The sequence below is a fragment of the Chryseobacterium paludis genome, from assembly GCF_025403485.1.
Taxonomy (GTDB): Bacteria; Bacteroidota; Bacteroidia; order Flavobacteriales; family Weeksellaceae; genus Chryseobacterium; species Chryseobacterium paludis.
Genome location: NZ_CP099966.1, coordinates 4,023,873 through 4,038,657 on the forward strand (window position 1 = coordinate 4,023,873; position 14,785 = coordinate 4,038,657).

At 32.8% G+C, this 14,785-nt stretch carries 14 protein-coding genes; 3 read left to right on the forward strand and 11 right to left on the reverse strand.

Going from position 1 to position 14,785, the window contains the following annotated elements:
- Positions 1 to 2: 2 nt before the first annotated feature.
- The 8 genes from NG806_RS18280 to NG806_RS18315 form a co-directional block, all read right to left on the reverse strand.
- On the reverse strand, positions 3 to 827 hold the full coding sequence (locus tag NG806_RS18280; protein WP_261510978.1) for a hypothetical protein: 825 nt from the start codon (positions 825 to 827) through the stop codon (positions 3 to 5).
- Positions 811 to 1,260 carry a hypothetical protein gene (locus tag NG806_RS18285; protein ID WP_261510979.1) on the reverse strand — a complete coding sequence of 150 codons (450 nt, stop codon included), beginning with the start codon at positions 1,258 to 1,260 and terminating at the stop codon, positions 811 to 813. Before NG806_RS18285 ends, NG806_RS18280 begins: the two co-directional genes overlap by 17 nt.
- Before the next feature lies 1 nt (position 1,261).
- On the reverse strand, positions 1,262 to 2,518 hold the full coding sequence (locus tag NG806_RS18290; RefSeq protein ID WP_261510980.1) for a hypothetical protein: 1,257 nt from the start codon (positions 2,516 to 2,518) through the stop codon (positions 1,262 to 1,264).
- 45 nt (positions 2,519 to 2,563) lie between these two features.
- Positions 2,564 to 2,929 carry a carboxypeptidase-like regulatory domain-containing protein gene (locus tag NG806_RS18295; RefSeq protein ID WP_214831211.1) on the reverse strand — a complete coding sequence of 122 codons (366 nt, stop codon included), beginning with the start codon at positions 2,927 to 2,929 and terminating at the stop codon, positions 2,564 to 2,566.
- The gene (locus NG806_RS18300) at positions 2,926 to 4,131 is read right to left on the reverse strand and encodes a hypothetical protein (RefSeq protein WP_261510981.1); all 1,206 of its coding nucleotides are present in this window, start codon (positions 4,129 to 4,131) and stop codon (positions 2,926 to 2,928) included. Before NG806_RS18300 ends, NG806_RS18295 begins: the two co-directional genes overlap by 4 nt.
- Positions 4,132 to 4,141: 10 nt before the next feature.
- Entirely contained in the window at positions 4,142 to 6,067 is a 1,926-nt protein-coding gene (locus tag NG806_RS18305) for a type VI secretion system Vgr family protein (RefSeq protein ID WP_214831213.1), read from the reverse strand.
- A gap of 243 nt (positions 6,068 to 6,310) precedes the next feature.
- Positions 6,311 to 6,715: a type VI secretion system tube protein TssD gene (gene tssD / locus NG806_RS18310; RefSeq protein WP_089028847.1), complete on the reverse strand. Its 405-nt coding sequence runs from the start codon at positions 6,713 to 6,715 to the stop codon at positions 6,311 to 6,313.
- Between the two features lie 217 nt (positions 6,716 to 6,932).
- Positions 6,933 to 10,073 (reverse strand): UvrD-helicase domain-containing protein, encoded by a 3,141-nt coding sequence (locus tag NG806_RS18315; protein WP_261510982.1) that lies wholly within the window; start codon positions 10,071 to 10,073, stop codon positions 6,933 to 6,935.
- Positions 10,074 to 10,256: 183 nt separating this feature from the next.
- Here NG806_RS18315 and NG806_RS18320 point away from each other — a divergent pair, with 183 nt between their 5' ends.
- The 3 genes from NG806_RS18320 (at position 10,257) to NG806_RS18330 (ending at position 12,677) form a co-directional block, all read left to right on the forward strand.
- Positions 10,257 to 11,003 carry a peptidase associated/transthyretin-like domain-containing protein gene (locus tag NG806_RS18320; protein ID WP_261510983.1) on the forward strand — a complete coding sequence of 249 codons (747 nt, stop codon included), beginning with the start codon at positions 10,257 to 10,259 and terminating at the stop codon, positions 11,001 to 11,003.
- A 64-nt stretch (positions 11,004 to 11,067) separates the two neighbouring features.
- Complete coding sequence (locus tag NG806_RS18325) at positions 11,068 to 11,841, forward strand: carboxypeptidase regulatory-like domain-containing protein (RefSeq protein ID WP_261510984.1); 774 nt, start codon at positions 11,068 to 11,070, stop codon at positions 11,839 to 11,841.
- A gap of 101 nt (positions 11,842 to 11,942) precedes the next feature.
- A complete protein-coding gene (locus NG806_RS18330; RefSeq protein ID WP_214831217.1) occupies positions 11,943 to 12,677 on the forward strand; it encodes an SIMPL domain-containing protein in 735 nt (244 codons plus the stop codon).
- A 72-nt stretch (positions 12,678 to 12,749) separates the two neighbouring features.
- Here NG806_RS18330 and NG806_RS18335 read toward each other — a convergent pair whose 3' ends face one another.
- Genes NG806_RS18335 through NG806_RS18345 form a run of 3 tightly spaced genes read right to left on the reverse strand, consistent with a single transcriptional unit; the run spans position 12,750 to position 14,753 of the window.
- Positions 12,750 to 13,262, reverse strand: coding sequence for a GNAT family N-acetyltransferase (locus tag NG806_RS18335; RefSeq protein WP_261510985.1), 513 nt, complete (start codon positions 13,260 to 13,262; stop codon positions 12,750 to 12,752).
- A 2-nt stretch (positions 13,263 to 13,264) separates the two neighbouring features.
- Entirely contained in the window at positions 13,265 to 13,486 is a 222-nt protein-coding gene (locus tag NG806_RS18340; protein ID WP_007839346.1) for a PspC family transcriptional regulator, read from the reverse strand.
- Positions 13,479 to 14,753: a DUF2851 family protein gene (locus NG806_RS18345; RefSeq protein WP_214831219.1), complete on the reverse strand. Its 1,275-nt coding sequence runs from the start codon at positions 14,751 to 14,753 to the stop codon at positions 13,479 to 13,481. Before NG806_RS18345 ends, NG806_RS18340 begins: the two co-directional genes overlap by 8 nt.
- Between the last annotated feature and the right edge of the window lie 32 nt (positions 14,754 to 14,785).

A 14,785-nucleotide genomic window follows, 5' to 3' on the forward strand; every position in this document is an offset into this window, starting at 1 on the left:
TATTATTTTGTTTGTATGGTTATAATGTGTTGATAATAAAACTTGTCTTCTACTTCTATACATACATCGGTTTCAGATTTTTCTATCCGCCCTGTAGTACCTGTATAATTGATATTGTGTTTAAAGTCTGCGTAGAGTGGGAGATTCTCTTCATCAAAGTTTACAGCATATTCATGTTTGTGGATGTATCTGATAATATCATCCATCATTTCCTGAGCATTTTCTATTTTAGGTTCAAAAAATAAGGTGTTTTTCTCTTTTTGATATTCTGTTTCTCCCTTCCATTCTGATTTTCCAACTGGCAGTACCTTCCATGAAGTTTCATACTGTTTTTTATTACTGAACTTCTGCATGCTTGCTTCTATAATTTTTATAAAATGAAGCTCCTTAATAAATTTTATAAGGTCATCTTTAGTTTCTGTAGCATTAAAAAAATTTGTGCGAATGTGGTCTATACCTTCTCCACTATAAATGGAATGTATTGTTGAATCCACGTTTTTTATTCGTTTCTGTATCTCTTTTGTGTTTTCTATGGTGAGTTTGTACTTATCTATTTTACAATGGATAGGAAATAATGCATCCATGTAACTGTTTGATATTTCAAGAAACTTGGTATCTATTTTCTTATTATTTACTTTAAGATTGGTTCTATTGATGGATACATCATAATCATCATTTTCTCCGGTTTCCAAATATAGCGTGTATGAGAGCAATGCTTCATATTCCTCTTCACCAACTTTTACAGTAGACTTATCCTGTAAAAAATAGGTTGAGGTTGGGAGATATTTTGTAGCTAGAGCAATCATGATTTTAATTTTTCTTTTCAATTAAAGCATTTTTATCGGCGTCAAATAGATATTCATGAGTATCGTAATTTTTATAAATAATAATTTTTTTTAAATTTTTATTATTATTCAGAATAGAATTTTTAACATATTGAGCAATACTGAATAAGGAATCTTTTGGGATATTGCTGTTTGCCGGTATATCAATAGATAAAGAGTATTCGAAAGGAACTTTATTATAGTTTTTCTCAAACAAAGTATCAGTTCCCTTTTTTGTATAATTATAATAGAATCTTTTTAATTTGCTGTTGTATCTCTTTTCTAATTCTTTAAAGTAAACTTGTTCCTGTGTGGATAATTGTGGTTGTTCTGGTTTTTGGCTAGGTCGCATTAACCAATAGAATGGATTAAAAACAAAAGCCAGTATGATTATCAGTACAATTCCGGCAATAATAAATTTAGTCGATTTCTTCATATTAATCTTGTCTTTCTCTAAATGGTTCTGTAGAACCATAAAGTGGATATAAATCTATCTTTTTATTTTGTAAAATATCGTCATCTATTCTGTACCAATCTTCATCTAAAGGATTTGTGATGGATATAGATTCCCCTTTACTGTTCCATGCTGGAGTTACAAAAGTATTTTTCAGTTTAGTTACACGGTTAAAAACAGAATCTTCTATCGTAATTCCATGAACACTGGTAAAGCTTCCACGAGATATAAATACTCCGTATTTATTTACTCCTTTAACCCTATTATCCATTACAACAGGATCTATAGCAAACATTTTTTTCTTAGTCAGCCATTGTTCATCTAAGTAACCTGCTACAATCTGATAAGCAGGATAATTACCCTCTACGCTGAACTCATCCCCTTCATCCGTTGATAACATCAATGATTCTCCTACTTTTATTCCTTGCTCGGTTAAATATTGGCAAATTCCTGCAGCATGAGCCCCACCTTCACTATGTGATATTAAAAATACTTTTTCTTTGCCCAGTCCTTTTTTTAATTCATCGAAATGTGCTTTAGCATAATCATAACCTCTGGTTTTTCGCTGTCCACCACTTTCACTTCCTCCCCATAGAGACGAACCGTCAATAAACAGTGGCTCATCGCTTTTTATATTAAAATAAGCATCAGCACTGTTTTTATATTTTTTAACATCTCCTGTAAAAAATACCCAATACTGTTCACCTCCTGCGCCGGGTGACATCCCTAATTTATATGCTATTCTATTCCAGTGTCCATTAACGAAAATTATTTTTGATTTCCCCTTTACTTTTAAGTAGCTAGAGGGTGAAGAAGGGAATTTTACCTCCTCACTTTCATATTTACATTTAAAATACAACTCGATTGTACCATCTGTATCTTCTTTTAAAAGACTTTCAAAATTATTTAAGGTGATGGTCTTTACTATTTTATTGGCATTAACACCGTCTTTAATTACAGGTTGGCCATTTGAAGCATGTACTAAGACGATCTGGTCATCTTTTTTATCTTCGGAAGTATTTATTATGGTATCATCATCAAACAAGGTTAAGGTAACATCTTGTCCATCTGGAATATTTTGTGTTTGTAAATGAAACTTAACAGTATCTCCGAACAATGCTTCAGTAATAGGGGCATCATTATTATCCGTCCACCAGCCCCGCACAAAGTACTTGGAGATAGGACTTCTCTGTATGGGATCTTTAGTATTATAGTCTACGCCGGGGTTTTTTGCTGACATAAGTTTAATTTTTAAAATTCAAACTGACATAAAATAAACTATTATCTACTTGTTTTTCAGTGTGATAGTGTCGTATTTTACGGTTAGATTTTTGTTGCCGCCACCAAATAAATTCTTATAATGTATAATAGTATCTTTATATTCTTTTTTTGATACTGTCATTTTATAAATGACTGGAGGTGCTTCTCCACCAACTGAAATTTTCTCAGAATACGTCTTTTTCTCTATATGAAAATGACCTTGCATATCTGTCTTTGTCTTATTGTCTTCGTCAATATAAATGTCTGCATTTGCAATTGGCTTAAGGGTCTTTGCTTCATATACAGTACCTGTTATATCAGGAATTTTTATTCTGCCTGTACACGAGGCTAGTATTAATATAATTGCTGAAAAAAAAATTGTTTTACTCATTTCTTGTTTATTTTAAGTTTAGAACACCAGAGTAACCCCAATACGTCTTTTTCTGATGCGATCGTACGATCATAATCATAATAGGCATCACTATAATATTCCATCACATTTACTTCTCCAGAAGTAGGAAGCAGGTTTGTATGGGCAGTCTGTAAAATTGGGTTAGAACTTCCTTCATGTCCGTACGAATATTTATCTCCACCAAATTCTTTTACAATTTCATGCCCGATTTCGTGAGCCGAGGTTAATATAAAATCTCTTTCTTCATTGTTTTGTTTGGCGTTATATACTACTCTTTGAGGAGCTATCTGTCCGAAAAAAGATAATAAGCCACTTACTGACCCAGGATTACTGGAGCGCAACCATTTGTCAGAACCGTTATATACTAAGGCAACCTCATCGATTGATTTCTCTTGGGTATTGATTCCTTTCACTTCTACTTTATACTCTTTTCCGGAAATTGTTACAATATCTGTGGAGATCTTCGATCTGCTTTTCATTCTGCTCCAATATAAATGAATTCCATCTAAAGACATGCTTTCCAGTTTAGAGAATGTATAGATTGGAGGATTTGTTCCTATGACCCCACCGTCTTTTAAGTTAACGCGGACCGTGACATCTACTTTTTTATTAGTATCATCTATTTTCACATCAATCCATTCTGTTTTGCAATCACCAGAAATTTTCACTTCGGAAGTAGTGGTTCCATCGGTCACTTCAGCAGTCAGTTTATTACCGGTGAAAAGTATACTGTCATATATTTTATCTTTAGAAAAACCATCCCATTCTATATCATGAATATCACCAGCCTTTAAGCTTTGGGTTATTTCTTCTGAATAAATTTCAGTACCCTCATTTTTTACTTTGAATGTTAGTTTTTCAAACGTTCCTTCTTTAATGATGACTTGAAATTTTATCTTGGCATTTTCTTGATCTCCTTTAAAGCTGGATATACCAAGAGGAACAAATGTATCCTTCTTAATTTTTATTTCCAGCAATTTACTTTCTGCAGGTTTATCTTTTTTTTCAGCATCTTTTCCAAAACCCTGCATTATTGTTCTTTTCTGGCTGGACAGCTCTAAGTTTTGTTTGAGAGCTTCAATAATCACTTCCTCAGAACTCTCATTAGAGGTTTTACTGAGTGAGGTATAATTATTAAATACCTGAAGAGTGATATTATTAGCTTTTTTTACAATAGCCATGTCAAAATTTTTAATGTGAATTTCCTTGCTCTCCGCTTTGAGACTTTACCGTCTTTTCGCTTTGCAAAATCATATTCTCTTTGGTACTTACCACAGTAACCTTGTCAGCATAAGAATCGCTCTTTTTGGACTGAACATTTCTTTCGTTTTCAGCGATTTCTGTTCTCATATCAGAAGATTCGTGGATGTTTCCTGTAGCAGTCTGTAAAAGGTCTCTACCAGCGGTGTCTACCATGTTTACTCCAGCATTGGAGACGATGTTTACATTTGCAGTTGAAAAAATATTGCTACCCGCTATTGAAGTAATATCATTCCCAGCAGTCATCTTTATATTATTTCCAGCAGTAAAAGTCATATCCTTAGGTGCATTAACGATAATGCTGCCTTTTCCATCCATAAAATAGGTGTTTCCGCTTGGGTCTTCTATATAAATACTTCCTTCGGCATCATTAAGAATTACTTTATTACCACTTCGGGTTTGTATTGATTTAATATGATTATTTACACCACCACCTAGACCTACGGCTCCATGAAACATGCCACCCATAGCAAAAGGGAAATCCGGATGATGATATTCAAAACCTACCATCACCTGATCACCAACTTCAGGAATTGCTACAAATCCTCTGTTTTGGGTTATAACATCTGTTCCTCCAGCATCAGGACTCATCATCCTGATAAAATAGGTAGTGTCGTTTAATTGCCAGTCAAATTGTACTTGTATACGGCCCTGATTCAATGGATCGGTATTAGAAATCACTGTAGCAATTTGGGGTTCAGCGCTTGGGGTGATAAATTCGGGTTTAGGGATAAATCCTGTTCCCTCGGCAATAGCTTCAAAAGATCCGGTATAAATACCTCTGGTATTAACTTCATGATTAACCTCAGTAACCATAAGTTTTGTGAAGTAAGAAGTCTGATTAGTGTCAGGTTTTCTCATTTCTATATCCGCAATACAACCAGGGTGTAAAAAAGGAACCGATGTTGTTCCTGAAACAGTAAAGACTTCTACAGCGGCACTTCCCGCTGCACTTTTTTGTGAGTCATCTACGTTTAACGACATATTTGCATTAATAGGAGATGGGTTTAAAGAGCGGGTTTTAAAGATATCGTTGTTTAGGTCATAGGCTTTTGAAGCAAGCTGGCCCAGGTGTTTGATACTTGCGGAAGTACTTAGTAATTTTGTATGATTGCTACTGTTATATCCGAAAAACTCAGGTTTGGTATGAACAGCTTTTAGCTCAACACAAATATCACTTACATTACTTCCATAAGTGAGACGGATAGCCTGCTCTTTGGGTGGAAGTTTGCCAAAATAAAGAGTTTCCCCATCGTAGTAAAATTGTTCGCCGTAAGTTTCTGCTATTCTTGCCAGATAATTGTAATGGGTCTCTTTATACTGAGCACTGTAGTTAATATAGCTTTTATTTTGGGCGTCAATTTTATAATCAAATTTACCCGAGTTTAAAGTTTCCTTAAGAACTCTATCTGCAATGATCGAGGTATTCACAGGTTTTTCTCCCCCAAAACTCTGGGTATGCGGAGCTGAATCCATTAAAATAGTTGGGCTGTATCCTTTTAATACCACGTTACCCAAGCTCATTTTTTCCTGGCTAAAGGCTACTTTGGTAATAAGACCAACAAAAGTCCTTTCCGGGCTCTCATTTTCAGCATCTTTATATTTAAAAACAACTGTAAGACGCTTTCCCAAAAATTGTTGGGCCTGATCAAGTTCATGATTTTGTAAGGATCCTAAGGAGTCGTGAGCTAATGTAAGTTCGAAATTATGATGTTTTCTTATACTTTGCTGCAAGCGGAAATGTTTGAAGTGCTTAATTATTTTGCCTTCAATTACAACGTCCAGCTTAACCACACGCTGAACACCTGCAATGTGATTTTCAGCAATTTTATCTGCATTCGTTGTCTTATTTTTCATGCTTATGTTTTTAGTGGTTATTTAACTAAAATTAGAAATGTTTTCCATTTCAAAATGACGAAAATTGTTAAATTTTAAAAACTGTAGTAGAATTACGACTTTTATACATAATAAAACCAATTATGCAATATTAATTACATGCTTTGTGCTGTTTATAATGGAAAAAAGAATTAATTCTTTAGATAAGAGATAAAAAGATCACCCTTTAGGGATGATCTTTCTATTAATGTCAATATGCATAAATTATGCACCAGGCCAAATACCTTCGTAAGCAGAATTACCATAGTTGATTTTCTCTGCACTTACGATAAAGCTGATCAACATGCTGTTTTCGTCAACTGCATCAAAATCAACTTCGTGTTGAATTACATATCCATTCTCCCAAGTTAAAGTAATTAATGTTCCTTCTTCGTGAGATTTGTTGAATGTAATTTCACCTGTTGTAGGCTTGTATTTTCCGTTTAGTAAGCTTTCAAGGATCTCAGATTTCTCTGTGGCTTCAATTGTTAATTTAATAATAGCGTTTGATGGATCTGATGCCACACGTCCTGAAACGTCTGTAGATCTTGATACGCTATAATTAAGCTTTAATAATTTTTGTCCTTCGCTTCCGTTGAATTTTAAGATTCCTCTTGAATTTGCTGCCATAGTTGTAAATTTTAATCGTTAATAAATATATGATTCAGTGATTATGTAGCAAATGTATACTTCTTTAATGATACTTTAAAACTTTTGAATATAAGTTTTGTTTTTTGTAGTGTTTCTACGATTTCTTGTAGTAGTTCTACGATATCTTGTAGTAATTCTACGATATCTTTAATGTTAAAATAGACAAAAATACCCGTGTATAAAGGAATTCCAGGTTTTATAAATAAATAAGTTGAGTCTTTATTACGTTTCTACCCAAACCTTCCAATACGCTTTTATACATTTCTATTTGTTTGTCATTCTTTTCAGAGACCTCACCTGTTTTAAAATCTACGATGATATAGCCGTCATCACTTTTTAGGATCCGGTCAGGTCTGTAGATTCTGCTTTCTCCCCTTTCAGAGATCATAATATCTTTTTCATTGATTACGATCCATTTCTCATCAAAGAATTCAGAATAAGAACTAACAATACCTGATAATGTTTCGTGGATCTCCTTCTTTTCACCCAAGGTAATCTGTCCTTCCAAAACATAACTTTCCAGGACTTTTTGAATATCTTTTTCAGTATTGATCTTTGATAATAATTCATGAACAAAAAGACCAATCCTTACTTTTTCATTCCGGACCTGATAGTTTTTAGAAGGTGTAGCAATCTTAATGGATGTGCTTTTTTCATTAATATTTTTTAGATTCCTGATATCCTTTGTCTTAAATGATGAAGTTTTGTCTTTAGAATTTTTTCTCAACATTTCAGGATGTATATCATAAAGATCAAATTCATCAGATTGATCAGTATTTTTACTTTGGATAAACTCTAAGATCTCCAGATTATTTGAGGTTTTATTTTGTTTTTGCAGATAGAAAAATAACTGTTCTACAGGTCGGGTAGTGGCAACGTACTGTAAACACAATCTGTCGATTAAATTTTTATAAGAATTCTTTTTATTAAATTTTTCAATTTCTTCATCATAAGCTTCTAAGTTTTTACTGAACTGGTTAATATTTACAGATTTCAAAGCTTCATTGCTATTTGTTTCAAACCAGTTAGAAAATTCTGAGTCACGATTTTTATTCATCATTGGGATAAAAACAATTGGGAACTCAAGCCCTTTTGCTTTATGAATTGTCATAATTTGGATAGCATCAATATTTTCTGATGCCTGAATAGTGTACGTGGATGCTTCTTCATCCCAATATTTTAAAAATTCCTTTGTGCTGGCACCTGCATTTTGTGTGAAATTAAAGAGCATTTCAAGGAAATTCAGTAAAAAATCTGTTTCTTTATTTTCAAATGAAAATTTATTGATATAATATTCTACAAAGTTGTATAAATTAAATCTTGGAAAATGATCCTGTGTCAGTTGTAAAGAATAAGTTTTTTGTATGAATTGTAGTATTTCATCATGAGGTTCAATGTCGAGAATTTCTTTCATACATAAAGTGAAATCCGGCATCTGTACCCTTCCTAATTTATTAAGATAATACATCATCATAACTAAATTAGTTTTGTTCTTAGGATTCGTTTCCCATCTTAAAAATTCTATGACAGCCTGTATGGTATTCGACAATTCCAGAGTAAGACCCTTATCTGAAATGGTTTTAATATTTGTTTCCTCACCTTTGTACGTTACTTTCAGGTTTCCAAGCTTTTGAGAATAGCTGAAAATATCGAAATTACCACGACAGAGGATTGTGATATCCGCAAACTTGAATCCATTGTCAAGACAGTCCTGAATATCTTTTTGCATTCTTTCGGATGTATCATTGTAAAAATCTTCATTCGTGAGATTTTCGATGAGGTTTACCTTTACTCTGCCATCAATTCCTGATTTCGGATTTTGTTCAGCATCAGTTCCAAAGATATTTTTATGTTCCTCTTCAAGATCCACGGAATGATAGTGATAGAGCTCATTGTTAAACTTTACAATATTTTTGGCACTTCGCCAGTTGTCCTTTAATACCAATAGTTGTGCTTCTTTTGGGGAAACCTCTTTTTTATTGATAATATCCAGCATCAGCTTGCTTTCTCCACCACGGAATCTGTAGATACTCTGTTTAGGATCCCCTACCAAAGTAAAGGTGGTATTTTCCATGGAAACACTGTGATCTCTTAATGGAACAAAATTCTGCCACTGTAATTCGGAAGTATCCTGGAATTCATCAAAAAAATAATGCTGGAATTGAGAACCTACCTTTTCATAAATAAAGGCTGAAGGTTCATTTCTTAAATTTTCATTGATGAGAATATTAAATTTTGAAAGAAGAACAAGATCATTTTCTTCTTCAATCTTTTTTAACTCATCCTGGATATCTTTATTTACTTTTAAAGGAAGTAATGCAGATAATATTTTCTCCTTTTTCTGAGTTTCAATATAAAGAAGGATAAGCTGCATTCTGTTGTCCAAAAGTTGATCAAGGATTTCAAAAATATCAGTTTCTTTATCTTTCGCTTTGGAAGAAGCTCCTTTTCTGTAATTATTAACAACCGATTCTTCCTGCGTGGTTGGAAAAGGAAAGCCTGCTCTTTTTTGATTATAAAAATCTAAGACCTTGGTAAAGAAGCCTCCAATCCCGTTTTTTCCCTGAGCAAAATCTTCGATATCAATATTTCTTGATTTGAACAGATCAATAGATTTTGTGGCCACTTCTATTGCCTGTTTTTTATTGGATACAATCTCTTTACGAATCGTATTTTTTATATTTTCATAATTCGTATCATCAAAATTATTATTGCTTTTTAACTGTTCGTAATGAATATCTTTTACAAACTCTTTTGCTGAATCGTATAGATTTTTATTAAGGTTGATCCGTTCATTATTTTCGAGGCTATAATCTACGTAATCCATAAAAGAATTGGAGATCGCATCATTTTCTCCAATCTGATCCAGCATTTTATCTACAGCTTCAATGAGGAATGGTTCGGCTTCAATTTCAAGATTAAAGTTTTTAGCCAGTCCCAATTCATAGGAAAAGCTTCTTACCAAACGTGAGTTGAAACGGTCGATGGTTCCAATATTTAGAGTAGAATAGTTATGAAGAATATAATCTAATAATTTTTTAGAACGAATATGTAATTCATCAATAGTAATTCGTAATCCCTCTTCTTCAAAAACCTTCTGAATATTTTTTAAGTCATTATTATCAGCAAAATTATTAGCTGAGAAATTTCCAAGCCATGACAGGATTCTTTCCTTCATCTCATTAGCAGCCTTATTGGTGAAGGTTAATGCTAAAATATTTCTGATAGCATGCTGTTGATTGGGATAACGAAGACAGATCATCAAAAGCCTCTGAACAAGGGCATAGGTTTTCCCGGAACCTGCAGAAGCATTGATGACTGTATAAGAATTTTGCATTTTTTGGGATGAATTGAAACTGCAAGTTAGCTAAAAATTAAGTGAAATTTTAACAATTACAATTCGCTATTTAACAAATTAGAAATAGAAAGTTCTAAAAAAAATCCTAAAACGCGTTAACTGTGGTTAAACTTATGGTATACATTAAAAATAATTTTAGCTTTGCTTTATAAAAAACTATTCGTGAAATTAAAATTACTCTTTCTATTACCATTTCTTTTCTTCATTCAAACCTATGCTCAGGATTACCTTTTTGGAAAAATAACTACCGAAGAGAATATTGAAATGCCTGAAGTTACTGTTATCAATATAAGAACCGATGAACGTGTTTCTACAAATACAGATGGACACTTTATGATTTCCGGCAGACAGGGAGATGAACTTCGCTTTGTGAAGAGTGGATATGAAAGGATCAATAAAAAAATAACACAAGAGAATATAGGTTCTCCTTTAAATGTGGTACTTATCCGACAGATGGCATTAATTGCTGAAGTAGAGATCAAAAAGGGCATTACAGGAGACTTGAAAATAGATTCTAAAAATCTAAACAGGCCCAAAAAAGTTGAAAAGCTAGCCAAAGACATTGATGTGTATATAGCTCAAAAGTCTGATCCAAGAATTCTGGCAGCAAAGGCCGGGGAGTTTGTACAGCCTAAGGGGCAAGGTTTTTCAGTGGGGAAGGTAAAGGATAAATGGGATGATGTGGATTTTATGAGCTATTTACATGAAAGCTTAGGTGATCAGTACTTTATGGATCTTAAGATAGAAAAATCATTGATACAGCATTTTATTTCTTATGTTTTGAGAGTCGGTTTTGAAAGGAGGAGAATATTGAAATACGGATACTGTAGTGATGCAGATCTTATGAGATTTCAGAGAGCTGTACTTGCCAGAATATCATCCTATCGTGCTCCTCAGACTCAAAGATAAGTCATAAAAATCAAGCTGTAATAGAATGTTGGTATCGTATGTATAGTGTATGCAGGAATATTGAATGAAAGGAAAATTATTTTTTATCATGTTGTTCTTGTTTGGGGTTGTTTATTCCCAACAGATCGTTACTGGCAAAATTACAGATGATAATGATATTAATTTAGGTTCCGTTACTGTAGTCAATGTATCAACAGATAAAAAAGTATATAGTAATTCTTTAGGTGAATTTTCGATTGAAGCTTCAAGAAATGATGAGTTAAGGTTTGTAAGACCAGGCTATGAGAGGGTTTCAAAAAGAGTTTTTGCAGATGGCGTTAATTCTCAAATCTTCATCACTATGGTTAGAATTCCTGAAGAAATAGAGGGAGTTGAAGTGAAAAAATTATCTGGTGATCTGACGAAAGATTCCAGAATGGTCGCTAAAGTAGATAAAGGTGAAATTGTACAACAGGCTGTAGGGCTTCCTCAGCCTATCACGAAAATGAGAGAAAGGCCGGCGGAAGTTAAGAAAGTTTTACTTCCTATACTTTTAGGGAATTTGGATGTTCAGGGAGCCTATGATTTGATCAGTGGAAAAGCAAGAAGGCAAAAACGGCAATATAAATTTGACGACTTGCAAGATCACATTCTGTGGGTAAGAAAACGAGTGGAAGATGACTATTTTACGAGTGCAGGAATTCCCGCAGAAAGAATTTCAGAATTTATAGAATTTTCATTTACAGTTAAGCCTCAGACTAGAACTTATGTAAAAGCCAAAAACTTATCGGGTGTGTTACTGAAACTGGAAGATACAATACCAGCTTTTTTGGAAAGATTAAAAACCATTAAATCTTGAATTTGTTAAAGAAATCTTAAAATTTCGGAACGGAAATTGATATAATAATTTCATTTAAAAAGAAAATTTAAATAAGACATCAATTAAATTCACAAATTTTTATGAATAAAAATATTATAGTTATTGCAATTGCAGCTTTAGGCTTTATTATTGGTCTTGGGCTTCTCGGAAATGCTATTAAAAACAGAAATAAATCTGAAAATACCATTTCAGTAACAGGACTTGGAACGAAACAGTTTACATCGGATTTGATCACATGGTCTGGAAGTTTTTCAAAAAATAATATTGATCTGAAATTGGCTTATGATGGACTATTGGCTGATAAAAAAGTGATCAACGATTATCTTATTTCAAAAGGAATAAAGCAGAATGAGATTATATATTCTTCTGTGGATATTCAGAAACAGTTTAGAAATTATACGGATTCAAATGGTAATAATGTACAAGGAGAATTTTCCGGATACAATCTTACTCAGACTGTATCAATAGAGAGCAAGGAAGTGGCTAAAATTGAAAATTTATCCCGAAACATAACAGAAATTATCAATAGAGGAATTGAATTTACTTCTTCTTCACCGTCTTATTTTTATACAAAACTGACTACCGTAAAACAGGAAATGATTGCCACTGCTACTAAAGATGCTAAAGAACGCGCAGAAAAAATAGCGGAAAATTCAGGAAGCAGTCTTGGTCATCTTAAAAAAGCAACAATGGGTGTTATTCAGATTACTGCACCCAACTCAAACGAGGATTATTCTTATGGTGGAGCTTTTAATACCTCTTCTAAGGAGAAAGCAGCAAGTATTACTATAAAACTGGAGTACGAAGTAGATTAAATTTACTTTCTTCCTTATATTATATTGAAAGATTTTATAAAAAATAAGCCGGACATTATCCGGCTTTTATAATTAATGATAAACAATATCGTAAATTTCTTCTTTAATTTTTTTTAGATCCTCAGGAGAATAATTCGCTAATAACCACAGGTCTAATGGATGCTTTCCCTCACCATAGCTTGGTTGTACATACATTTCATCAATTAACGAAAAACCATTCTTTTGATAGAAGGAGTAGCGTCGTTTAGCATCATCTCCTAAATGATCTGGTTCTATTTCAAGAACAATTCTCGGATAGTTTTTAAACAAATATCCTGTAATGTGAGATCCCAGCTTTTGGCTTCTAAATTCAGCAAAAACCTCAAAATGCTCAACAAAAGTGTAAGTGCTCAATTCCCAAATGATAAGATATCCAATTGCCTTTGATTCATGTAATACAGAGATTACCTTAACATTAGGATTCGTAAATAATTTTACAAACTGATCCCAATCTCTCCTCTCATCTTCAGGGAAAGTGGTTGAATAGGAATAGTAAATATCTTTAATTCTGTAATCTTCAGATGAAGTAATAGGTAGAAATTCCATAATTATAAATCAAAAACGCTTGGTCTTCTTGTGATGAAAATATCTTTGATCCATAGCGTAAAAGCTAAACCCAGATAAATCAGAAAGAAAAAACCGGCTGTTGCAAATGTTGAATAAATGAAGAATACCCTCAATTTAGAAACAGGGATTCCCAGTTTAGCACCCATTCTTGTCAGAACACCAAACCATTCTCTTTCCATTTTATGACGGATATTATCAAGCATTTGAAGAATCTTTTAAAAGTTTAAATCCAATACTGCAATTTAAGCAATTTTTTTCTTCACAGCTGTTATTAAAGTGATAAATGAAACTTTGGGTTTCTAATGAATTATTGATTTTTATATTCAGTTTTTTCCAAGAGGTTATAATAGCGTTTTTTTCAGGAGGTAAATTCCTATAAAACTCAATGATCTCATCAGCTATTTCCTCATCATGATATTTGTGATAAGTATATTTTAAAGGAAGAATTGTATTTAGAATAATAAGCTCAATAAAATCCTTACTTAATGTCTTAGGCTGATTAATGGGAGATATTTTTCCAAAATTAAAATGATTATTCCAATAATCAGATGCACTTATGTTCTTTAGAACATTCACTAATTCATCGGTATTTTTTGAAAGGATGGTTTTTGAAAATAAATTTTGATGCTGATGATATAAGTCTGCTAATTGCGAAAGTCTAATGGTTGGAAAATTTGGAGGCCTCAATCGCAAAAACTTTGGTCTGAAATGCATATCGGATATTTGGTATTTAACTTTTATAAAATCAAATTCTCTTTTCCAAATTTTCATTTGCTCATCTTGTGGATCTTCAAGCCAGCCAGAGATTCCGAACAACAAGGCTTCCAATTGTGTTTTATTCTGCCGGATTTTATTAATGATAGCAAAATCTATGCTTTCGGCAATTTGTTTAAATATAAAGGCATTTACCTTTAATCCGAAGGTATAAGCAAGACTATGAAAGAGAATGGCTTCAAAGTTATTTTTATATCGTTCTAAACTGTCTTCTAGTTCAAGTGATTTCCGATCCAGCTTTTTTAGAATGTTTTCTTCATGAAAATTAATGGGAATACTGTTTTTATTAAAAATACCCTCACAAGGAATGAACTGATTTTCATTAATCAGTTTTTCATATTTCCAAAGTAAATTTTCATCGATAAAATTTTTCAGCTCTAAAGTGGGAATTTTTCTATCATTGAATTCTTCAATTTCTACGTCATTTTGAAAAACAACATGCAGGATAATATTCTGATAATTGGGATCTTGGGAATGGTTATGAAAAATCCAGTCAGATGACTTTACGTGAAGCTCAATGTTTCCACTTAAAGTTAAGTCGGAAGTTTTTATTTTAGCAAGTAAAAAATCAGGGCCGGCATTGGTATTCCATTTACCGAAATTTATTATTTCAATAGGATTTCCTTCAATATCCTTGAAGTCAAAACTTTTGAAAATTTTAAAGTTCCAAAGATATTGAAGTAATTTTTCTGTCATAAGTGTAATAATAAATATATCATAAATATTGC

Coding starts and splice junctions, on each gene's coding strand:
- NG806_RS18315 (WP_261510982.1), bottom strand. CDS start 10,073: ATGCAAAATTCTTATACAGTCATCAATGCTTCTGCAGGTTCCGGGAAA.
- NG806_RS18345 (WP_214831219.1), bottom strand. CDS start 14,753: ATGACAGAAAAATTACTTCAATATCTTTGGAACTTTAAAATTTTCAAA.
- NG806_RS18335 (WP_261510985.1), bottom strand. CDS start 13,262: ATGGAATTTCTACCTATTACTTCATCTGAAGATTACAGAATTAAAGAT.
- NG806_RS18330 (WP_214831217.1), top strand. CDS start 11,943: ATGAATAAAAATATTATAGTTATTGCAATTGCAGCTTTAGGCTTTATT.
- NG806_RS18340 (WP_007839346.1), bottom strand. CDS start 13,486: ATGCTTGATAATATCCGTCATAAAATGGAAAGAGAATGGTTTGGTGTT.
- tssD (WP_089028847.1), bottom strand. CDS start 6,715: ATGGCAGCAAATTCAAGAGGAATCTTAAAATTCAACGGAAGCGAAGGA.
- NG806_RS18305 (WP_214831213.1), bottom strand. CDS start 6,067: ATGAAAAATAAGACAACGAATGCAGATAAAATTGCTGAAAATCACATT.
- NG806_RS18285 (WP_261510979.1), bottom strand. CDS start 1,260: ATGAAGAAATCGACTAAATTTATTATTGCCGGAATTGTACTGATAATC.
- NG806_RS18290 (WP_261510980.1), bottom strand. CDS start 2,518: ATGTCAGCAAAAAACCCCGGCGTAGACTATAATACTAAAGATCCCATA.
- NG806_RS18300 (WP_261510981.1), bottom strand. CDS start 4,131: ATGGCTATTGTAAAAAAAGCTAATAATATCACTCTTCAGGTATTTAAT.
- NG806_RS18295 (WP_214831211.1), bottom strand. CDS start 2,929: ATGAGTAAAACAATTTTTTTTTCAGCAATTATATTAATACTAGCCTCG.
- NG806_RS18325 (WP_261510984.1), top strand. CDS start 11,068: ATGAAAGGAAAATTATTTTTTATCATGTTGTTCTTGTTTGGGGTTGTT.